This is a genomic window from Zhihengliuella sp. (genome assembly GCF_031178195.1).
Taxonomy (GTDB): Bacteria; Actinomycetota; Actinomycetes; order Actinomycetales; family Micrococcaceae; genus Zhihengliuella.
Window position 1 is genome coordinate 75,312 of sequence record NZ_JAPSJL010000009.1, and the last position, 19,780, is coordinate 95,091.

Annotated in this window: 20 protein-coding genes and 1 other RNA gene; 8 read left to right on the forward strand and 13 right to left on the reverse strand. The window is 70.5% G+C overall.

The window, feature by feature from the left end; all coding sequences use genetic code 11:
- The first annotated feature begins 129 nt into the window (after window positions 1–129).
- The 6 genes from ftsE to RIN46_RS12460 all read left to right on the forward strand — a co-directional run bounded on the left by ftsE (window position 130) and on the right by RIN46_RS12460 (window position 5,260).
- Complete coding sequence (gene ftsE / locus RIN46_RS12435) at window positions 130–927, forward strand: cell division ATP-binding protein FtsE (RefSeq protein WP_309082048.1); 798 nt, start codon at window positions 130–132, stop codon at window positions 925–927.
- Entirely contained in the window at window positions 924–1,838 is a 915-nt protein-coding gene (gene ftsX, locus RIN46_RS12440; protein WP_309082049.1) for a permease-like cell division protein FtsX, read from the forward strand. Before ftsE ends, ftsX begins: the two co-directional genes overlap by 4 nt.
- Before the next feature lie 79 nt (window positions 1,839–1,917).
- Entirely contained in the window at window positions 1,918–3,420 is a 1,503-nt protein-coding gene (locus RIN46_RS12445) for a peptidoglycan DD-metalloendopeptidase family protein (RefSeq protein WP_309082050.1), read from the forward strand.
- Between the two features lie 135 nt (window positions 3,421–3,555).
- Entirely contained in the window at window positions 3,556–4,047 is a 492-nt protein-coding gene (smpB, locus tag RIN46_RS12450; RefSeq protein ID WP_309082051.1) for an SsrA-binding protein SmpB, read from the forward strand.
- A gap of 205 nt (window positions 4,048–4,252) precedes the next feature.
- Window positions 4,253–4,629, forward strand: a transfer-messenger RNA (tmRNA) gene (gene ssrA, locus RIN46_RS12455).
- 208 nt (window positions 4,630–4,837) lie between these two features.
- A complete protein-coding gene (locus tag RIN46_RS12460) occupies window positions 4,838–5,260 on the forward strand; it encodes a DUF2568 domain-containing protein (RefSeq protein ID WP_309082052.1) in 423 nt (140 codons plus the stop codon).
- A gap of 42 nt (window positions 5,261–5,302) precedes the next feature.
- Here RIN46_RS12460 and RIN46_RS12465 read toward each other — a convergent pair whose 3' ends face one another.
- From RIN46_RS12465 to RIN46_RS12510, 10 genes are all read right to left on the reverse strand, one after another.
- Complete coding sequence (locus RIN46_RS12465; protein WP_309082053.1) at window positions 5,303–5,701, reverse strand: CrcB family protein; 399 nt, start codon at window positions 5,699–5,701, stop codon at window positions 5,303–5,305.
- A complete protein-coding gene (locus RIN46_RS12470; protein ID WP_309082054.1) occupies window positions 5,698–6,210 on the reverse strand; it encodes a CrcB family protein in 513 nt (170 codons plus the stop codon). Before RIN46_RS12470 ends, RIN46_RS12465 begins: the two co-directional genes overlap by 4 nt.
- 7 nt (window positions 6,211–6,217) lie before the next feature.
- Window positions 6,218–6,940 carry a metal-dependent transcriptional regulator gene (locus RIN46_RS12475; protein WP_309082055.1) on the reverse strand — a complete coding sequence of 241 codons (723 nt, stop codon included), beginning with the start codon at window positions 6,938–6,940 and terminating at the stop codon, window positions 6,218–6,220.
- Window positions 6,937–7,797, reverse strand: a complete 861-nt coding sequence (locus tag RIN46_RS12480; protein WP_309082056.1) for a metal ABC transporter permease — start codon at window positions 7,795–7,797, stop codon at window positions 6,937–6,939. Before RIN46_RS12480 ends, RIN46_RS12475 begins: the two co-directional genes overlap by 4 nt.
- Entirely contained in the window at window positions 7,794–8,615 is an 822-nt protein-coding gene (locus RIN46_RS12485) for a metal ABC transporter ATP-binding protein (RefSeq protein WP_309082057.1), read from the reverse strand. Before RIN46_RS12485 ends, RIN46_RS12480 begins: the two co-directional genes overlap by 4 nt.
- Window positions 8,612–9,610: a metal ABC transporter solute-binding protein, Zn/Mn family gene (locus RIN46_RS12490; protein ID WP_309082058.1), complete on the reverse strand. Its 999-nt coding sequence runs from the start codon at window positions 9,608–9,610 to the stop codon at window positions 8,612–8,614. Before RIN46_RS12490 ends, RIN46_RS12485 begins: the two co-directional genes overlap by 4 nt.
- Before the next feature lie 123 nt (window positions 9,611–9,733).
- The gene (hisN, locus tag RIN46_RS12495) at window positions 9,734–10,531 is read right to left on the reverse strand and encodes a histidinol-phosphatase (RefSeq protein WP_309082059.1); all 798 of its coding nucleotides are present in this window, start codon (window positions 10,529–10,531) and stop codon (window positions 9,734–9,736) included.
- A gap of 96 nt (window positions 10,532–10,627) precedes the next feature.
- Window positions 10,628–11,734 (reverse strand): ribosome small subunit-dependent GTPase A, encoded by a 1,107-nt coding sequence (locus RIN46_RS12500; protein ID WP_309082060.1) that lies wholly within the window; start codon window positions 11,732–11,734, stop codon window positions 10,628–10,630.
- Complete coding sequence (aroA, locus tag RIN46_RS12505) at window positions 11,734–13,137, reverse strand: 3-phosphoshikimate 1-carboxyvinyltransferase (protein WP_309082061.1); 1,404 nt, start codon at window positions 13,135–13,137, stop codon at window positions 11,734–11,736. The genes RIN46_RS12500 and aroA overlap by 1 nt, the downstream gene beginning before the upstream one ends.
- The gene (locus RIN46_RS12510) at window positions 13,127–13,645 is read right to left on the reverse strand and encodes a DoxX family membrane protein (RefSeq protein WP_309082062.1); all 519 of its coding nucleotides are present in this window, start codon (window positions 13,643–13,645) and stop codon (window positions 13,127–13,129) included. The genes aroA and RIN46_RS12510 overlap by 11 nt, the downstream gene beginning before the upstream one ends.
- A 237-nt stretch (window positions 13,646–13,882) precedes the next feature.
- Between RIN46_RS12510 and RIN46_RS12515 the strand changes: the two genes are divergently transcribed.
- Window positions 13,883–14,542 (forward strand): sigma-70 family RNA polymerase sigma factor, encoded by a 660-nt coding sequence (locus RIN46_RS12515; protein WP_309082063.1) that lies wholly within the window; start codon window positions 13,883–13,885, stop codon window positions 14,540–14,542.
- Complete coding sequence (rsrA, locus tag RIN46_RS12520) at window positions 14,542–14,808, forward strand: mycothiol system anti-sigma-R factor (RefSeq protein ID WP_309082064.1); 267 nt, start codon at window positions 14,542–14,544, stop codon at window positions 14,806–14,808. The genes RIN46_RS12515 and rsrA overlap by 1 nt, the downstream gene beginning before the upstream one ends.
- A 125-nt stretch (window positions 14,809–14,933) precedes the next feature.
- Here the strand turns inward: rsrA and RIN46_RS14360 are convergent, their stop codons facing one another.
- The 3 genes from RIN46_RS14360 to RIN46_RS12530 all read right to left on the reverse strand — a co-directional run bounded on the left by RIN46_RS14360 (window position 14,934) and on the right by RIN46_RS12530 (window position 19,688).
- The gene (locus RIN46_RS14360) at window positions 14,934–15,008 is read right to left on the reverse strand and encodes a 50S ribosomal protein bL37 (RefSeq protein WP_369299107.1); all 75 of its coding nucleotides are present in this window, start codon (window positions 15,006–15,008) and stop codon (window positions 14,934–14,936) included.
- 87 nt (window positions 15,009–15,095) lie between these two features.
- Window positions 15,096–15,701, reverse strand: a complete 606-nt coding sequence (locus tag RIN46_RS12525; RefSeq protein ID WP_309082065.1) for a GDSL-type esterase/lipase family protein — start codon at window positions 15,699–15,701, stop codon at window positions 15,096–15,098.
- 132 nt (window positions 15,702–15,833) lie between these two features.
- Complete coding sequence (locus tag RIN46_RS12530; RefSeq protein ID WP_309082066.1) at window positions 15,834–19,688, reverse strand: multifunctional oxoglutarate decarboxylase/oxoglutarate dehydrogenase thiamine pyrophosphate-binding subunit/dihydrolipoyllysine-residue succinyltransferase subunit; 3,855 nt, start codon at window positions 19,686–19,688, stop codon at window positions 15,834–15,836.
- Window positions 19,689–19,780 lie beyond the last annotated feature (92 nt).

Consider the following 19,780-nt stretch of genomic DNA (forward strand, 5'->3'; position numbering starts at 1 on the left):
CACGCAGGAGGTCCTGCGGGGGCGCGTCCCCGTCGACGACTAGAGTGCGAGGTGCCGGTGCTGTCACTTCTCCCAGCAAAAGTCCCGCGCCCATGATCGAAACCGGTGGTCTGCGCGGGCGGAACCGACATGATTCGATTCGAGAGCGTCACGAAGGTCTACGACCAGAAGTCGCGCCCCGCACTCAACGACGTCGACCTCGAGATCGACCGCGGGGACTTCGCCTTCCTCGTGGGTCCATCCGGATCCGGGAAGTCGACGTTCCTGCGCCTGATCCTCCGCGAGGATCGCGCCACCACCGGCAATGTCTACGTGGCCGGCAAGAACGTCGCTTCCGTGCCGTCCTGGCGCGTGCCCCGGCTGCGGCGTGGCATCGGCGTCGTCTTCCAGGACTTCCGCCTCCTGCCGAACAAGGACGTCTTCGGCAACGTCGCCTTCGCCATGCAGGTGATCGGGCGCAAGCGCCACGCCATTCGCGAGACGGTGCCCGAGGTCCTCAAGCTCGTCGGGCTCGAGGGCAAGGAGCGGCGGCTGCCGCACGAGCTCTCCGGCGGCGAGCAGCAGCGCGTGGCGATCGCCCGGGCCATCGTGAACAAGCCGGGCATCCTCCTGGCCGACGAGCCGACGGGCAACCTCGACCCGGCCACCAGCGTCGGCATCATGAACATCCTCGACCGGATCAACCAGAACGGCACCACCGTCGTCATGGCCACGCACGACGACGACATCGTCAACAGCATGCGCCGCCGGGTCGTCGAGCTGGACAACGGCAGCGTCGTCCGCGACGAGAGCGCCGGTGAGTACACGGCCATGATCCCGATCGTCAACGCCGACGGCACCCGCGAGCTACGCCCGGCCAAGGGCATCGCCCCCGCTGCCGGCGGGCAGGCCATCGCCCCCTTCGACTCCGAGGAGGACGAGCTGTGAGGCTCGCATTCATTCTGGGCGAGATCGGCACCGGTCTCCGCCGCAACCTCTCCATGGTCGTCTCGGTCGTGCTGGTCACCTTCGTCTCGTTGACCTTCGTCGGCGGCGCGGCCATGCTCCAGCAGCAGATCGGCCAGATGAAGGGTTACTGGTACGACCGTGTCCAAGTCGCGATCTTCCTCTGCGGCGAGAACTACGGCAGCGAGACCTGCGCGGACGGCGCGGTCACCGAGGAGCAACGGGCCGATATCGAGGCGATGATGGAGTCGCCGGCCGTCGCGCAGTACATCGAGAGCTACGTCTACGAGTCCAAGGACCAGGCGCTCGGCCACTTCCGCGAGCAGTTCGAGAACTCGCCGATCGTGGACACCGTGACCGCGGACCAGCTGCCGGAGTCCTACCGCATCCGACTCGTCGACCCGGAGAAGTACGAGGTCATCAACGAGCTGTTCTCCTCGATGCCCGGTGTCGACGTGGTGGTGGATCAGCGCGAACTGCTGGAGCAGATCTTCTCCATCATGACGGTCGCCTCGTTCGTCTCGCTGAGCATCGCCGGCATCATGATCGTCTGCGCGGTCCTGCTGATCGCGACGACCATCAGGCTCTCGGCCTTCAGTCGACGGCGGGAGACCGGCATCATGCGCCTGGTGGGCGCCTCGAAGCTGGTGATCCAGCTGCCGTTCATCCTGGAGGGGGTCATCGCGGCCCTCATCGGTGCCGCGCTCGCCACGGGTGCGCTGTGGGCCGTGGGCCAGTTCTTCATCGAGGGCAAGCTCGCCAAGGAGTATCCGGACACGGCGTTCATCTCGAGTTCCGACGTCTGGATCATCGCTCCCGGCCTCGTCGCCCTGGGCGTGGTTCTCGCCGGGGTCTCGTCAATGTTAACTTTGAGGCGGTACCTTAAGGTTTGACCGTTGTCATTCCGTGACAACACCTGCATCACCACCGCGTGCTCCGCGAACCGGGGAGCGCCGACCGGAAGGATACTTCTTGGCACAGCGACAGAGCTGCACCTGGCCTCGGGCCGTCCTCAGCAGCGCAGTGGCGGCGATGCTGGTCCTGAGTCTCGGTGCGACTGCTCGCGCCGACGACCTCGACGACAAGAAGCAGGAGATCGAGCAGCAGATCGACGGGCTGCAGACGGACCTGGAGTTCCTCGACGCAGACATCCAGGAGACCGCGGCGAAGCTGCAGGAGTACCAGTCGCAGCTGCCGGCCGCGCAGCAGGCACTTGCTGACGCCGAGGGACGCGTCCAGACCGCGAGCAACGAGGTCGCGGCCCTGGCCGGACGCGTGGCCGCCGCAGAGCAGACGCGCGACGACCTCAACCGCCAGCTCGAGGAGGACGAGGCGAAGATCGCCGAGACCCGCGAGATGATCGGACAGATCGCGACGTCGGCGTACAAGCGCGGCGGCGTCTCCACCGACCTCAGCCTGATCCTCGGTGCGGGCGAGGGCGGCGACCTCGCCAACGGCCTCGACCTGGCCGGGCAGGCGCTCCGCAGCCAGAATGCCGCCCTGACCGACCTCACGCAGCGCGCGGCCACCGAGCGCAACGCCGAGGCGCGCCTGGCCGCCGTCGAGCAGGAGATCAAGGAGCTCAAGGCCGAGGCCGACGCCGCCCTGGTCCGCGAGCAGCAGGCCCGCGACGCGGCGGCCGCGCAGAAGCGGGAGGTCGACTCGCTCATCAGCAAGGCGGCCGCGCTGAGCGAGGAGCTGGAGGCGAAGAAGCCGCAGATCCAGGAGCAGATCCAGGCCCACCAGGCGGAGCACGAGCAGGTCGTCGCCGACATCGCCGAGCGTCAGGAGCGCCTCCGCCGGGAGGCCGAGGAGGCCCGACGCAAGGCCGAGGCAGAGGCCAAGCGCAAGGCCGAGGAGGCTCGGCAGGCCGCCGAGCGCGCCCGGGCGCGCGCGGACGCCGCCGCGAAGGAGGAAGCCGAGCGCAAGCAGCGCGAGGCCGAGGCGGCCCGCAAGGCTGCCGACGAGGCCGGGGGAGGCGCGCCGTCGTCGAGCAGCGGCGGCGGTGGGCAGAGCAGCGGCGGCGGCAGCTCGAGCGCCAGCACCAGCTCGTGGGGCCTGCAGTCCCCGGCCCCGGCCGGCGCCTACATCACGTCCGGCTTCGGCTGGCGTCCCACGCCGGCGGGCACCATCGACTACGGCGGAGCCGGCGGCTACATGCACGCGGGCCTCGACTGGGGCGTCGGCGGTGCCTGCGGCCGGCCCGTGTACGCGGCCGCCGACGGCGAGGTCTGGTTCTCCGGCTGGGGAGGCAGCTCGGGCAACAAGGTGACGCTGAACCACGGCGTGGTCCGGGGCAACGCCCTGGCCACCAACTACCACCACCTCGCCTCGCAGGCGGTCAGCGAAGGCCAGAACGTCTCGCGCGGTCAGGTCATCGGCTACGTCGGGACCACCGGCAACTCGACCGGCTGCCACCTGCACTTCGAGACCATCCTCAACGGCAAGGCCGTCAACCCGATGGGTCTGCTCTGATCCTCGGGTGAGTGCCGCCGGAGGCGGCTCGGAGCGGTCCGCGGCGCATCCCGCCGCGGACCGCTCGCGTTCGCGGGTCTGCCGTAGGATGGAGGTTCTGCCATGGGGTTGAGTACGACGACGAAGGGAGGTTCCGTGGGCAAGAAGACGGAGGCCAAGGATCCCAGCAACAGGGTCATCGCGAGCAACCGCAAGGCACGTCACGACTTCGAGGTGCTCGACACCTACGAGGCCGGCATGGTGCTGACGGGCACCGAGGTGAAGTCGCTGCGCGAGGGCAAGGCCTCGCTCGTCGACGGTTTCGCGCAGTTCTACCGCGACGAGCTCTATATCGAGCAGATCTACATCCCGGAGTACCTCAACGGCTCCTGGACCAATCACACGGCGCGGCGCCGGCGGAAGCTGCTGCTCCACCGCCAGGAGCTCACGAAGATCCAGCGCCAGCTCGGCGATGCCGGCAACACGATCGTTCCGCTGCAGCTCTACTTCAAGGACGGCCGGGTCAAGCTCGAGATCGCGGTCGCACGCGGCAAGCGCGAGTTCGACAAGCGGCAGACGCTGCGGGAGAAGCAGGACAACCGCGAGGCGCTGCGCGCGATGCGCGAGCGCAACCGGCGCAGCGCCTGACGCCGACCGATGGCCCCGCCCGGCGCGGAGGGAGGCCCGGGTCGACAGGCGCTCGCGGGTGGCCTATCGTTAATGGGTGCCGCTCAGCGGTGCACCGAAGCTGTCGGGGCCGGGAATGAAACCGGCGTCGAGGGCGTTACACTGAAGGTCTGCGGTTCCGGCCGCGGAGGTCGCCGACGGTTCGCCGTCGTTGACAACAGAATACGGGGATGATCGGTTTCGACGGTGTGAGTCGCGTCGGGAGAAGCGGGCCGAGGATGCAGAGTTATCTCGTAAACGCTCTCTGCAAAACAATAAGTGCCGAATCTAAGCGCACTGACTTCGCTCTCGCTGCCTAAGCAGCCAGACAGTCCGTCAGCCAGAGGTTGCTATCGCCCCTGAATCTGGCGTCGATTAGATAGCCACTGCTGAGTGCACTTGTCGCTGGTGCACTCGGGACTTTTCAGCGACTGTGCCCAGGGATGACGAGCCGCTTGTTTGCGTGACGGCTCATGGGGCAGAGAAAACCCACAGCAAACTGCGCCCGGAGAAGACCAGGCAACACCACATCGGACGCGGGTTCAATTCCCGCCATCTCCACCCCTGAAGGGCCCCGGGATCACCTCGATCCCGGGGCCCTTCGCATGCCCGAAACCCCACGTCGCAGCGTGTTTCGTCGCGGTGCAACGGTGATCTGTGCGGGCCCGCGCCGTGCCCTAGAATGGTGAAGCCGCCGACCACTGGAGACGCCCCGAGGCGAACTCCGCAGCAGCGGCGTGCACTCAGCAGACCGGCAGAGAGGCGAACTAACGTGAAGGCAGCCAACGCAGCATCCTTCGTCCTCGAGGTCGCGTTCGTCTGCTCGGTGATCCTCTGGGCCATCGACGTCCCCGGGCTGAGCCCTCTGGTGGCGACCCTCGCCGCCGGGATCCCAGCGCTCGTCGTGACCGCGGTCTTCCTCTCCGCCCAATCGAAGTGGCGGCTGCTCTGGCCGTTGCGCGGCGTGGTCGCGCATCTGCTCTACCTCGGCGGTGCGATCGTGCTGATCGTGCTCGGATATCTCACGCTCGGCTGGATCTTCGTGCTCCTGGTGCTCCTCTCGGCGGTGCTGAACTGGCGGCTCCGTCGGGGCTTCGCCGCGCAGGACGCCGACATCGCGGCGAGCCGGAGCCGCGCCAGGGAACGCCGTCAGGCCCGCAGGACCGGAGCGACCGGACGCCGCGCAGCCCGGTGAGCTAGGACCGGTGAGCGAGGACCGGTGGGCGACGCGGACGCGCTAGCCCCCGGCGAGCCTCCACGTCATCCAGGCCGCCGCGGTCAGGCCGACGGCGGCGCCGCCCCAGCCGAGCAGCACGTTGAGCGAGAGGTTCAGCAGCGCTGCCCACCGGCGGTCCTCCCGCCACAGTGACGCGGTGGCGACGGCCAAGGAACTGTAGGTGCTCAGGCCCCCGCAGAGCCCGGCCGCGACCATCGTCTGGACCGCGTGGCCCAGCCCGAGCGATCCGGATGCCCCGATGGCCGCGCCCAGCACCAGCGAGCCGAGGACGTTCACCAGGAGGGTGCCGCGGGGAATGCGGAACGGGTGCGGGGGAGCGAGCCGGCCGTCCAGCCAGACCCGCAGGACGGATCCAGCCGCCCCACCCAGTCCGACGGCGATCACGACGCCGAGGGTCATCGCTCCGGCCTCCGCTCGTGAGGGGACTGTGTGTGCGGGTCCGGCGTGGCCGGATGCGGCATCGTCGGATGGCTCCTCGCGGCGCCGTGCCTGCTGCCGATGGCCAGACCGGCCGCCGCCAGCAGGCAGCAGACCAGCGCCATGCCCAGCGTCCAGCCCAGGGCGCCGGCGATGACGCCGGGGTCCGGCACGGAGGGCCCCGGGAGGGTTCGGCCCGGCAGCGACAGGACGCCCGGGAGCATCACCGCGACGGCCGAGAACGTCGTGAAGGAGCCGAGGAATCCGCCTCCGAGCGCCAACCGCCAGCGTTCGCCCATCCGGCCCGATGCCTGCCACCACCCGGTCAGGAGGCCGAGCACGAGGCACCCGGCCGCATTGGCTGCGAGCGTCCCCCACGGCAGGTGCGCGGCGTCGTCGTATGCCACGGAGAGGCCGAGGCGCGCGAGCGTGCCCGCGAACCCTCCGGCCCCTACCGCCAGGAGGGACCGGAAATCCGGTCGGCCGGTCACGGCTGCCTCACGCGTCCAGCCGCCGCACCCAGATGGAGCTGACGGCGGCCTCCGGCAGCACGGTTCGGGCCGGCGCCACGTCCAGGGTCGCGCCGGGAACCGCGCCGGCGTCGGCGCAGGCCCGCAGAATGTCCGGGCTGGAGTCGCTCACGCGGACCACCAGCGCTTCGCCGTCCGTCACCGTGTCCAGCCGCTCCGCCTCCTGCCGGCGCGGATCGCCCTGCGAGGTGGGGATCGGATCGCCGTGCGGGTCGGCCGTCGGATGGCCCAGCAGGGCGTCGATCCGGTCCACGAAGCGCTGCGAGACGGTGTGCTCGAGCACCTCGGCCTCGTCGTGCACCTCGTCCCACGAGTACCCGAGGTGCTCCACGAGGAAGGACTCGATCAGGCGGTGGCGGCGGACCACGGAGAGCGCCGCGCTGAGTCCCTCCGGGGTCAGGTTCACCGAGCCGTACGGCGGGTGGTCCAGGAAGCCCCGCGAGACGAGCTTGCCCACCATGGCCGTCGCCGAGGCCGGCGCGACGCCCAGAGCGGTGGCCAGCCGCCCCGTGGTGACGTCGGCGGGCGCCCACTCGCGCAGGGCGTAGACCACCTTCAGGTAGTTCTCCTCGCTGGGGCTGAGGCGGGGGACCGGGCTCGCCGGGGCCTCGGCCCCGGGCGCTGACGTCTCGGGCCCCGGGGCCGGGGGCGGCGGGTTCTCGGGCGGCGGGTTCTCGGGCGTCGGGTTCACGCGGCGGTCCTTCTGGCACGGGCTCGGGGGATGAGGCCCTGTTCGGGGGCTCCGACATACGCTACCGCGAAGGCCAGCGCCTGGGTCAGGACGATCGCGGCGCTGGCGGAGACGTCGACGTAGTAGGCCGCATAGAGGCCGGCCACGGCGGACGCCACGCCGAGCCCGGCGGCCCAGACCAGCATCCGTCCGAACCGGCGGGTGAGCAGGAACGCCGTCGCGCCGGGGATGATGAGCATCGCGACCACGAGGATGATGCCCATGGCCTGCAGGCTCGTGACGACGGTCAGCGCGAGCAGGCCCAGGAGCAGGAAGTGGAGGACCCGCGTGTTGATCCCGATCGCGTGCGCGTGCACGGGATCGAACGCCATGAGGGTCAGGTCCTTGCGCAGGTAGAGCACGACGGCGAGGGTCAGGACGCCGAGCACGCCCACCTGCACGAGCTCGCCCGTGCTCGTGCCCAGGACGTTCCCGAACAGGATGTGGCCCAGGTCCACCTCGCTGGGGGTCTTCGAGACGATCGCCAGGCCGAGGGCGAAGAGCGTGGTGAAGACGACGCCGATCGCCGTGTCCGCCTTCAGGTCGGTGGTGGAGCGCAGCCCGCCGATGAGGAGCACGGAGCCGAGGCCGAAGGCCAGCGCCCCGACGGCGAAGGGCAGGCCGAGCAGATAGGAGAGCGCGACGCCGGGGAGCACGGCGTGGGAGATCGCGTCGCCCATGAGGGACCAGCCCATCAGGACGAGCCAGCAGGACAGGACCGAGCAGACGAGCGCGGCCGCCAGCGCTGCGAGGAGAGCATGGGTCATGAAGCCGTAGGAGAACGGCTCGGTGAGGGCGTTGAAGACGGTCTCGATCATGGCGTGTCCTCCGTCGTCCTGGGGGTGTTCGGGTCCGGGGCGCCGCCCGGCCCGGGTGCTCGGGTCCGGTCGCTTCCCGGGGCCGGGCGCTCGGCCCGACCCGGTCCGCTGAACGCCTGGGCCAGGTTCGCCTCGGTCAGTACCTCCGCCGGGGTCCCGGACGCGACGACGCGCTGCTGCAGCAGGAGGGCGCGCGAGCAGTACTCGGGCACGCCCGCCAGATCGTGCGTGGACATGAGGATGGTCCGTCCCTCGTCGGTGAGGCGTCGGAGCTCGCCCATGATCAGCCGCTCCGAGGCCGTGTCGACGCCGGCGAACGGCTCGTCCAGCAGGAGTAGCTCCGCGCCCTGGGCGATGCCGCGCGCCACGAACGCCCGCTTGCGCTGCCCGCCGGAGAGTTGTCCGATCTGCCGGTCGGCGAGCCCGGCCAGGTCCACCCGGGCGAGTGCGTCGGCGACGGCATCGCGGTCGCCGGGGCGGGGCCGGCGTGAGCGCCCCATGCGTCCGTAGCGGCCCATCATGACGACGTCGTGCACGCTGACGGGGAACGTCCAGTCCACGTCCTCCGCCTGGGGCACGTAGGTGATGAGGCCCGATTTGCGGGCCGACGTCGGGCCGCGCCCGAAGAGGGAGACGGCACCGGCGGTGGGGGACACCAGACCCATGAGGGCCTTGAACAGCGTGGACTTGCCGCTGCCGTTGACGCCGATGAGCCCGCAGAGCTCGCCGGCCGGCAGGGCGAAGTCGACGTCGTCGAGTGCGCGGACGCTCCCGTAGTGCACGCTGACGCCGCGCACCTCGATGGCGGTGGTGGTCACGGGCGGGCCTCCGTTCCGAGGGCGTCGGTGATGAGCTCGAGGTCGTGGCGCAGCAGCGAGACGAAATCCGGAACGGGGCCGCCCGGGGGCGAGATGGAATCGACGTAGAGCGGGCCGGCGAGCTCCGCGCCCGTCGCCTCGGCCACGTGCCGCTGCGCTCCGTCGTCCACGGTGGTCTCGCAGAACACGGCGGGCACGTCGTGCGTGCGGACGAAGTCGATCTGCGCCTCGATCTGCCGGGGGGTCCCCTCGACGTCCGAGTTGACGGGCCACAGCGAGTGCTCGCGCAGGCCCAGGTCTCGCGCCAGATAGGAGAACGCGCCCTCGCAGGTCACCAGGGCGGCGTCGTCGGGCAGCCGGGCGGCGGCGTCCGCGACGAGGGCGTCCAGCTCACCCTTGAGCCGGTCCGCGTTCGCCCGGAAGTAGTCGGCGTCCCGGGGACTGAGCCGGGCGAGTGCCTCGGCCGCGTTGTCGGCGTACACGGCGGCCGCCGAGGGGGCCATCCAGGCGTGGGGGTTGGGACGGCCGGAGTACTCGCCCTGGGCGATGTCGATCGGCTCGACGCCGGCCGAGAGGATCACGCGCTCGGCCTCGAGCGTCTCCGTGAACTGCTCGAACCAGCGCTCGAGGCCCAGCCCGTTGTCCAGCACCATGTCGGCCTCCTCCAGCCGGACCAGGTCAGACGGCGTCGGCTCGTAGCCGTGGATCTCCACGCCGGGCTTGGTCAGCGAGATGACCTCGACCCGGTCACCGGCGACCGTCTGGACCAGCGAGGCGAGGACGCTGAACGTCGTCAGCACCACGGGCCCGTCGGCGGCGGGTGCTCCGGCGGTCGCGGAGCCGTGCGACGGCACCGTCGCATCGGGTGCGGAGCAGGAGGTCAGCGCGGCGAGCCCGGCGAGGGCCAGGGGCAGGACCACGGCCCGGAGGGCGCCCGCGCGCAGGCTCCCGGGCAGCGGGCGCGGTCCCGGCGGGCCGGCGACAGATTTAGCCATGCCTAAAAACGTCATGGCTCAATAGTGCACCCCGGCCCGCGCACGCGCAATCCGGGCCGCGGCCGTGACGCGGGGAGACCTGGTGCCGGTCGCTCGAGGGAGGGGTAGCGGGGGCGCGGATCTTCAGCGGGGAGCGAGGATCCCGAGTACCTGGTCGTGGAGGAGCGCGTTGGTCGCCAGGGCGTTGCCGCCGTCGCACCCCTCCACGCCGTCGAGCGACGTGAAGCGTCCGCCGGCCTCGCGGACGATCGGGACGAGCGCCGCCATGTCGTGCAGCGCGAGCTCCGGCTCGGTGGCGATGTCGACGGCTCCCTCGGCGAGCAGGCAGTAGGACCAGAAGTCGCCGTAGGCGCGGGTACGCCAGACCTGGTCGTGCAGCTCGAGCATGCTGTCCAGGCGGTCCTGCTCCTTCCAGCCCGTGAGGCTGGAGTAGGAGAGCGAGGCATCCGAGAGCTGGCCGACCTTGGAGACCTGGAGGCGGGAGGCACGGGTCATGGACTTGCCGGCGAAGGCGCCCATGTCCTTGGCGGCCCACCAGCGCTTGCCCAGTGCCGGGGCGGAGACGACGCCGACGACCGGCTCGTCCTCGTCCATCAGCGCGATCAGCGTCGCCCAGACGGGGACGCCGCGCACGAAGTTCTTGGTGCCGTCGATCGGGTCGACGATCCAGCGGCGCGGTCCGTGGCCGGTGGTCCCGAACTCCTCGCCGACCACGGCGTCGCGGGGACGCGAGCGGCGCAGCTGGCCGCGGATGGCCTCCTCGGCGGCCCGGTCGGCGTCCGTGACCGGCGTCAGGTCCGGCTTCGTCTCCACCGACAGGTCGAGCGCCTTGAAGCGGTCCATGGTCACCGAGTCGACGTTGTCGGCCATGACATGGGCCAGGCGCAGGTCGTCGTTGTACGTCATCACGTCGCGGGTCATGGATTCAAACCTACCGCAGGGCCGTCGCCGCAGGTCACCGCATGACCGGACGGCTGACACCGGGCCGGGCGAGCGCCGTCGGCCGGACGACGCCGTCTACTCGACCGTTCCGAGCTCCTTGACCGTCTCCGCGTCCTCGGCGCCGATGAGGCGCCGGTAGGAGGCGAGCCGCTCGGGGCCGCGGTCGCCGGCGTTCCCGGAGGCGACCCAGGCATCGAGCCCGCAACCGGGCTCGGTCGCCGCGTGCGTGCAGCCGCGCGGGCACGACTGGGAGCCGGGCAGGAGATCCTCGAACCCCTCGAGGATCCGGTCCGGCTCCACGAGGGCCAGTCCGAAGGAGCGGATGCCGGGGGTGTCGATGAGCCAGGAGCCGGCGCTGGCGTCCGGGATCCGCAGCGCGAGCGCCGAGGACGAGGTGTGCCGTCCGCGCCCGGTCACCGCGTTGACACCGCCGGTGGCCCGCTCGGCACCGGTGAGGGCGTTCACGAGGGTCGACTTCCCCACCCCGGAGTGGCCGAGGACCACACTGACCTGGCCGTCCATCAGGGCGAGGAGGCTCTCGAGCGCCTGCCGCTCGAGGCGGGCGGACGCGCCCTCGGCGGAGCGGGCATCGACCCCGCTGGCCTCGTCGGCGGTGCTGCGGCTGACCACGATGTCCAGATCGAGGTGCGTGTAGTTCGCCAGCAGGCCCGCCGGGTCCCTGACGTCCGCCTTGGTGACGCAGAGAACCGGGTGGATCCCGGCATCGTAGGCGGCGACGAGGGCACGGTCGATGAAGCCCGTGCGGGGTTCCGGGTTCGCGGCGGCCACCACGATGACGAGCTGGTCCGCGTTGGCGACGACGACGCGTTCGACCGGATCCGTGTCGTCGGCGCTGCGGCGCAGCACCGTCCTGCGCTCCTCGATCCGCACGAGCCGGGCGAGCGCGTCGGGCTGGCCGGAGGTGTCGCCGACGAGGCCGACGAAGTCGCCAGGGACCACGGGGCGCCGGTTGAGCTCGCGGGCCCGGGCCGCGACGACGAGGCGCTCCTCCCGGCCGCCCTCGTCGACGAGCGCGGTGTAGCGGCCGCGGTCGACCGTGATGATCCGTCCGCGGACCGCGTCGGCGTGGGCCGGACGGTCCTTGGTGCGTGGCCGTGTGCCCCGCTTGTTGGGACGGATCCGGACCGAGGACTCGTCCCAGTCCTCGTGGCGGCGCCCCATCAGGCGCCCTGGGCCGGCGCCGTACTGACCGGGGCGGCCGCGGCGGATCGGTCCGCTGTCGCCGCCAGGCCGGTCCACAGGTCGGGGAACTCGGGCATCGTCTTGCCGGTGGCGGCGATGTCCTCGACGAGCACCCCGTCCACGGCGAGGCCGAGGATCGCGGCGAACGTCGCCATGCGGTGGTCCGCATAGCTGCGCACGAGCGCGCCCGAGAGCGGTCGCGGCCGGATGACCAGGCCGTCCTCGGTCTCCTCCGCGTCGCCGCCGAGGCGGTTGATCTCCGTGACCAGGGCCTCGAGCCGGTTGGTCTCGTGCCCGCGCAGGTGCGCGATGCCGGACAGCCGCGAGGGGCCGTCGGCCAGGGCGCAGAGCGCGGCGACGGTGGGTGCGAGCTCGGACGTGTCGGCCAGGTCCGCGCCGTGGACGGCGCCCGTGCCGCGGACGGTGAGCACGCCGTCGTCGTACTCCACCTCGCCGCCCATCCGGGCGAGGATGCTGCGCCACTGGTCGCCGACCTGCGTGGTCTTCTCGGGCCAGCCCGGGACGCGGACGGTGCCGCCGGTGGCGAGCGCGGCGGCCAGGAAGGGGCCCGCGTTCGACAGATCCGGTTCGATCTCCACGTCGAGGGCGCGGACGGGGCCGGGCGCCACACGCCACGACGACGGCGCGGCGGATTCGACGTGCACTCCGCTCTCGCGGAGGACCTCGACCGTCATGCCGATGTGGTCGAGGCTGGGAACGGACTCGCCCACGTGCTCGACCACCAGACCGCCGGGAAGGCGCGCGCCGACGAGCAGGAGCGCGCTCACGAACTGGGAGGACTGGCTGGCGTCGATCCGCACCCGCGTGGGCTCGGCGGCCGAGGACGTGGCCAGCTCTCCGCCGGAGACGGTGAAGGGGAGCGAGCCGCGGCCGTCGTCGTCCACGTCGACGCCGAGCTGGCGCAGGGCGTCGACGACGGGGCCCATCGGCCGGGTGCGGGCGTGCGGATCGCCGTCGAAGGTGGCCTGCAGCCCGGTGAGCGCTGCCAGCGGCGGAACGAAACGCATGACCGTGCCCGCCAGGCCGCAGTCGACCGCGACGGATCCGCGCGTCTCGCGGGCGAAGTCGATGGGGGTGACCGCCAGATCCGGTCCGTACGGGCCGGACCCCTCGATCTCCTCGATCCCCGCGCCGAGCGCGCGCAGCGCCGCGATCATCAGCACCGAGTCACGGGAGTGCAGCGGCTTGCGCAGGCGGGAGGGGCCGTCGGCGATGGCTGCGAGGAGCAGGTAGCGGTTCGTCAGGGATTTCGACGCCGGGACCACGACGGTGGCGTCGACGCCGGAGCGGACGCGGGGTGCGGGCCAGCCGGCCGCTCCGGCCTCGCCGGGCCCGGGCGATCGGTGCGCGTCAGTGCTCAAGAATGCCCTCGGCGGTCTTGGCGGCGCTCTTGGCGCTGCGGCGGACGGTGCGGGAGGCCTTCTGACCGGCCTTGGTGAGATCCTTGCGGGCGCTGCGGCCGAGGTGCTGGGCGCGCCACGCGACGGAGGGGGCACCGCTCGTGTCGGCCGCGGCGAGCAGGACTCCGCCGGACAGCGAGGCGGTCTTCAGCTTGTCGGCGACGGAGAGGTCCTTGTAGTCGTCGGCGGCACCGATGAGGGACGAGACCACCAGGGCTGTGGCGGACAGGCGCGGGGAGCGGCCGAGCGCGTAGAAGAGGCCGGCCACCAGCTGCACGCCACCGAGCAGGCGGGCCACGGTCTCCGGCCGGTCGGCGAGCGAACGGACCTGCGGGCACTTCGACGCGATCTTCTTCAGGCTGCCGCGGAGGTTGTCGGCGGTCTCCTGCGGCTTGGTGAGGCGCTCGTATCCGGCATACACGAAACTGGATGCGAGCAGCGGGCGGGCGAGCACGCGGATGGCAGACATTCTTCCTCCAACTGGTTGAGGCGACGTTGTCGGCACTAGTCTTGCAGATTTTCCCGGCGCCGGGCCCCAGCATGACCGGTACTCAGGGAATAGCCAGCGTGGGTGGTGCGTTGATCCGAGCAGACCGGGCGGATTCCGCACGGTGGCGGACCGGCAGGAGCGACGAGGAGCGAGGTGGGCATGAGCGCAGGAGGAGTCCTGTTGGAGGCCCCGGGCCCGAGCGTAGACTGGGCGGCGATGACCGACTCAACAGATGGCCTGATCACCGCCGACTCCGACGGCGCCGCGGCGGAGACCGACGCCGAGCGGGATGCCCGGTTCGAGGCCGACGCGCTGCAGTACGTGGACCAGTTGTACTCGGCCGCGCTGCGCATGGCACGGAATCCCAGCGACGCCGAGGACCTGGTCCAGGAGGCGTACGCCAAGGCCTACTCCGCGTTCCACCAGTACAAGCCGGGGACCAACCTCAAGGCCTGGCTCTACCGGATCCTGACCAACACGTACATCAACCTCTACCGGAAGCGGCAGCGCGAGCCGCAGCGCTCCAGCACCGACACGGTGGAGGAGTGGCAGATGGCCCAGGCCGCCGAGCACACGTCCACGGGACTGCGCTCGGCCGAGGCGGAGGCCCTGGACCACCTGCCGGACTCCGCGGTGAAGGACGCGCTGGCCGCCATTCCGGAGGAATTCCGGCTCGCGGTCTACTTCACGGACGTCGAGGGGTACGCCTACAAGGAGGTCGCCGAGATCCTCGGCGTGCCGATCGGCACCGTCATGTCGCGCCTCCACCGCGGGCGCAAGCAGCTGCGCGAGCTCCTGGCCGACTACGCGGCGGAGCGCGGGCTGGGGCGGAGCAGCGGCAAAAAGACCACGGGCACTGAGCAGGAGAAGAAGTAATGGGCGACTGCAACTCGCTGGGCGATTGCGATGACACGCGCATCGAGCGCCTCTATGAGTACCTGGACGGCGCGCTGTCCAAGGAGGACCTCAACGATGTGCGGCGCCACCTCGAGCATTGCTCGGAGTGCGCGCAGGAGTACGACCTCGAGTGCATCATCCGCTCGGTGGTGAAGCGCAGCTGCACGGATACGGCGCCGCAGACGCTCAAGAGCCGCATCATGATGCGGATCAGCGAGATCCGGATCGAGGTCGGCCACGGCTGATGTACCGAGGCGGCTGCCTCGGCCTGTTACCGCAGGGCTCGCTGCAACGAAGGAGGCCGGCACCAGTCGAACTGGTGCCGGCCTCCTGTGCTTCGCGGCGGGAACGCTCCCGCCGGACGCGTCGACTAGCTGTTGGGACGCTTGCCGTGGTTCGCCCCGCCACGCTTGCGGTCGCGACGCTTGCGAGCTCGCTTGCTCATGGTGACTCCTTCGTTCGAGGTTTCATCCGAAAAGGACTGCCCATTAGTCTTCCATACCGGTCGGGCCCGGCCTAACGCAGGGCCGGCTCAGCCGGCGGTCGGCTCGGCCAGGCCGAGCCACTGATACCAGCCGCGATGCAGGACCAACCACGCCACGAGGCCGTGCCCCGCCTGGCCCGGCACACCGGAGTTGGCCGCCAGGTCCGATCGCCACTGCTGGTGGTTTTGGAGCGGCGAGAAGGTATCGACGAACGCGTGGTGGCGGCGGCTGGTGACATCGGCGTAGGCGGCTGAGAGCTCGGCCAGACGGGCGTTGCGCTCGGCGTCGAGGCTCGGGGGAGGCCCCACCACCAGGGCCTTGATGCTCGCCTGCGAGGCCGCGTCGAGGATGTTGGCCAGATTCAGCCGGCTGCGGGCCGTCGAGAGGTCCTCGTCGAGATCGGCGTCGGAGAGAGCGATGACCACGCGATTCTCGGCCGCTTCGGAGAACCGCGGCCCTGCCTCGGCCAACCAGCGCTGCGCGAGCGCCTCGGTGCCCTCCCGCGGCGCCGCCAGCTGGAAGCTCTCGATCCTGACGTCGTCGTTCTGGGTGCGGGCCAGGACGCGGCCGTACCAGCCGAGCGCCCGCGGGTCCCCGTGCCCGGCCAGCAGTTCGTCGCCGACCGCGACGAGGCGGATGATGCGCTGTTCCACGAATGACCTTTCTGGTGGGGTAAGGGCAACCCTAGCAACGCGCCCTGTTAATCGAGTGATCCGGTCGGGGACCGACTCGGACCACGAGGGGGACGGACGCGGCTGCGTCCGTCCCCCTCGTTGCCGTGCGTGCTATCCCTGGTGGGAGAACACCTGGTTGAGTAGTGTGGCCTGCTCGACCTCGTGCCGCTTGTGCGAGCCCGCCGCCGTGGAGGCGGAGGCCGGACGCGCGGCGAGGTGGAGCTCCCGGTCGAGCTCGTCGGCCAGGCTCAGGCCGATGAACGGCCAGGGGCCCTGGTTCTGCGGCTCGTCCTGGGCCCAGACGACGTCGGCGTTCGGGTACTTCGCCAACTCCGCCCGGATCTCGTCGACGGGGAGCGGGTAGAGCTGCTCCACGCGGACGATCGCGATGGTCCCGTCCTCGGCCTTCTTCCGCGCGGCCGCCAGATCGTAGTACAGGCGACCGGAGACCAGCACGACGCGCTTGACCTTGCCCGCGTCCAGCTCGCCGGCGTCCGGGATGACCTTCTGGAACTCGCCCTGCGTGAATTCCTCCACCGAGGAGGCCGCCGCCTTCAGGCGCAGCAGCTGCTTCGGAGTGAACACCACCAGCGGCTTGCGCGGACGGGCGTAGGCCTGGCGGCGCAGGAGGTGGAAGTGGTTGGCCCCCGTGGTCGGGTTGGCGACGACCATGTTGTCCTCGGCGCACATCTGGAGGAAGCGCTCGATCCGGGCGGAGGAGTGATCCGGTCCCTGGCCCTCGTAGCCGTGCGGCAGCAGGAGGACCACCGACGAGCGCTGGCCCCACTTCTGCTCGGCGGAGGAGATGAACTCGTCGATGACCGTCTGGGCGCCATTGACGAAGTCGCCGAACTGCGCCTCCCAGAGCACCAGAGTGTCCGGGCGCTCGACGGAGTAGCCGTACTCGAAGCCCATCGCCGCGTACTCGCTGAGCAGCGAGTCGTAGATGCGCACGTTCGCCTGGTCATCGGAGAGGTGCTGCAGCGGCATCCACTCCTCGCCGTTGGAGCGGTCGTGGAAGACGGCATGGCGCTGGACGAAGGTGCCGCGGCGCGAGTCCTGGCCGGCGAGTCGCACCTGCACGCCCTCCATGGCCAGCGAGCCGAACGCGGCCATCTCCGCGAAGCCCCAGTCGATGCCGCCCTCGGTGGCCATCTTGTGACGGCGCTCCAGGAGGGCCTTCAGCTTCGGGTGGACCGTGAAGGTCTCCGGGATCTCGACGTGGACCTCGCCGATCCGCGCCAGGGTCTGCGGGCTGATGGCGGTCGAGTGGGGGCTCGCCACACCCTCGTCGCGCTGCGAGTCCGGCAGCTCGAGATCGTTGATCGTCCCGTCGGCGTTGATGACCGGGATCGGGGACGTCTGGGCAGCGTGCGTCTCCGAGAAGACGCGCTCCAGACGCTCCTGGTAGTCGCGCAGCGCCTGGTCGGCCTCCTCCTGCGTGATGTCGCCGCGGCCGACGAGGGCCTCGGTGTACAGCTTGCGGGTGGAGCGCTTCGCCTCGATGAGGTTGTACATCATGGGCTGGGTCATCGAGGGGTCGTCGCCCTCGTTGTGGCCGCGGCGGCGGTAGCACACGAGGTCGATGACGACGTCCTTGTTGAACTTCTCGCGGTACTTGAACGCGAACTGCGCCACCCGGACCACGGCCTCGGGGTCGTCGCCGTTGACGTGGAAGACCGGCGCCTGGATCATCTTGGCCACGTCGGTGGAGTACACGGACGAGCGCGACGACGTCGGCGCCGTCGTGAAGCCGACCTGGTTGTTCACGACGACGTGGATGGTGCCCCCGGTCCGGTAGCCGCGCAGCTGCGACAGGTTCAGGGTCTCGGCGACCACGCCCTGCCCGGCGAAGGCGGCGTCGCCGTGCACGAGGATCGGCAGGACGGAGAACCCGTCGCTGCCCTTGTTCAGGCGATCCTGCTTGGCCCGGGCGATGCCCTCGAGCACCGGGTTCACGGCCTCCAGGTGCGACGGGTTCGCCGCCAGGTACACCTTGGTCTCGTTGCCGTGGTCCGAGACGTACTTGCCCTCGGTGCCCAGGTGGTACTTGACGTCGCCGGAGCCCTGCACCGAGCCGGGCACCTGCGTGCCCTCGAACTCGCGGAAGACCTGGGCGTAGGTCTTGCCGGCGATGTTGGTCAGCACATTGAGGCGGCCACGGTGGGCCATGCCGATGGTGACCTCGTCCAGGCCCTGGTCGGCGGCGTCGGAGATGATCGCGTCCAGCAGCGGGATCAGCGACTCCCCGCCCTCCAGGGAGAACCGCTTCTGGCCGACGAACTTCGTCTGCAGGAACGTCTCGAACGCCTCGGCGGCATTGAGCTTGCCCAGGATGCGCAGCTGCTCCTCGCGCGTCGGCTTGGAGTACTCGTGCTCCAGCTCCGACTGGAACCAGTCGCGCTCCTCGGGATCCTGGATGTGCATGTACTCGATGCCGGTGGTGCGGCAGTAGGAGTCGCGCAGGACGCCCAGGATCTTGCGCAGCTTCAGGCGCGGCTTGCCGCCGAATCCGCCCGTGACCCACTCGCGGTCCAGGTCCCACAGGGTCAGGCCGTAGGTCTGGATGTCCAGGTCCGGGTGCCGGCGCTGGACGTACTCGAGCGGGTTCGTGTCGGCCATCAGGTGGCCGCGGACGCGGTAGGCGTGGATCAGCTGCTGGATGCGCGCGATCTTGTTGACCTCGAGCTCCACGTCGACCTGGTTGTCGGCGACCCAGCGCACTGGCTCGTACGGGATGCGGAGCGCCTCGAAGATCTCGTCGTAGAAGCCCTGCTCGCCCAGGAGCAGGCTCTCGACGATGCGCAGGAACTCGCCCGAGCCGGCGCCCTGGATGACGCGGTGGTCATAGGTGGAGGTGAGGGTGATGATCTTGCCGATGCCCTGGTTGGCGATCGTCTTCTCCGCGGCGCCGCGGAACTCGGCGGGGTACTCGAGCGCGCCGACGCCGACGATCGTGGCCTGCCCCTTGGACAGCCGCGGGACGGAGTGGACGGTGCCGATGCCGCCGGGATTGGTCAGCGAGACCGTGGTCCCCGCGTAGTCGTCGGCGGTCAGCTTGTTGGCGCGGGCGCGGCGGATCAGGTCCTCGTACCCGTTCCAGTACTCGGTGAAGTTGAGCGTCTCGGCCTTCTTGAGGTTCGGGACCGCCAGCATGCGGGTGCCGTCCGGCTTGGGGAGGTCGATCGCGATGCCGAAGTTCACGTGCGCGGGCTGGACGGCGGCGGGCTTGCCGTCGATCTCGGCGTAGGTCACGTTCTGCGACGGGAAGAGCTTCAGCGCGCGGACGACGGCGAAGCCGATCAGGTGTGTGAAGGAGACCTTGCCTCCGCGAGCCCGGGCGAGGTGGTTGTTGATGACGATGCGGTTGTCGATCAGGGCCTTGGCGGGCACGGCGCGCACGGTCGTAGCGGTGGGGACCGTCAGCGATGCCTCCATATTGGTGACGATCGCCTTGGCCGGACCGCGCAGCGGCGAGACCTTGTCCTCCTCCGTCGACTCGACGGGCTCGGACTTGGGGAGTTCGGCCGGGATCGGGGCGGCCTTGGCCGGCTTCTTGGCCTCCTCCTTCGGAGCCTCCCCCTGAGAGGACTCGCCCTGGGCAGCCGGGTCCTTCGCTCCGGCGTCGCCCGTGCCGGGCTCGCTGGGGACCCGGTCGGCGGAGCGTCCGGCGGTGGACTCGCTCGAGGCATCGGCAGTGCTGGTCGTCGAGTCGACGACGCGTGCGTGGGTCGCGGCCGCACGCGGGGCGGCGTCCCGCGGCTCCTTCGCCGGTTCAGCCGCGGCCGGCGTCGCCGCGTCCCGGTTCGGGGCGCCGTCCTCGCCGTCCTCGAACGATTCGAAGATGTCCCACCACTTCTTGTCGACCGAGTTCTTGTCCTCGCGGTACTGCTGGTACAGCTCCTCGACAAGCCACTCGTTGCCTCCGAATTCCTCCGTCAGCTGGTGGTGCGGTTGATCTGGCACGTTGATACGCCTCTTCCCTGGGTTGCCTCGCCGCAAGCACCGCGCGGTCATGCCGCCACAGTGCAGTTTTGGACCTCGAGCCAGTCTAGTGA

What these genes read in the sequence shown, in the direction of transcription:
- ftsE (WP_309082048.1), top strand. Translation starts at nt 130, where the DNA reads ATGATTCGATTCGAGAGCGTCACGAAGGTCTACGACCAGAAGTCGCGC.
- RIN46_RS12465 (WP_309082053.1), bottom strand. Translation starts at nt 5,701, where the DNA reads ATGACCCTCGGCGTCGTGATCGCCGTCGGACTGGGTGGGGCGGCTGGA.
- RIN46_RS12480 (WP_309082056.1), bottom strand. Translation starts at nt 7,797, where the DNA reads ATGATCGAGACCGTCTTCAACGCCCTCACCGAGCCGTTCTCCTACGGC.
- RIN46_RS12490 (WP_309082058.1), bottom strand. Translation starts at nt 9,610, where the DNA reads ATGGCTAAATCTGTCGCCGGCCCGCCGGGACCGCGCCCGCTGCCCGGG.
- hisN (WP_309082059.1), bottom strand. Translation starts at nt 10,531, where the DNA reads ATGACCCGCGACGTGATGACGTACAACGACGACCTGCGCCTGGCCCAT.
- RIN46_RS12500 (WP_309082060.1), bottom strand. Translation starts at nt 11,734, where the DNA reads ATGGGGCGCCGCCACGAGGACTGGGACGAGTCCTCGGTCCGGATCCGT.
- RIN46_RS12510 (WP_309082062.1), bottom strand. Translation starts at nt 13,645, where the DNA reads ATGTCTGCCATCCGCGTGCTCGCCCGCCCGCTGCTCGCATCCAGTTTC.
- RIN46_RS12515 (WP_309082063.1), top strand. Translation starts at nt 13,883, where the DNA reads ATGACCGACTCAACAGATGGCCTGATCACCGCCGACTCCGACGGCGCC.
- rsrA (WP_309082064.1), top strand. Translation starts at nt 14,542, where the DNA reads ATGGGCGACTGCAACTCGCTGGGCGATTGCGATGACACGCGCATCGAG.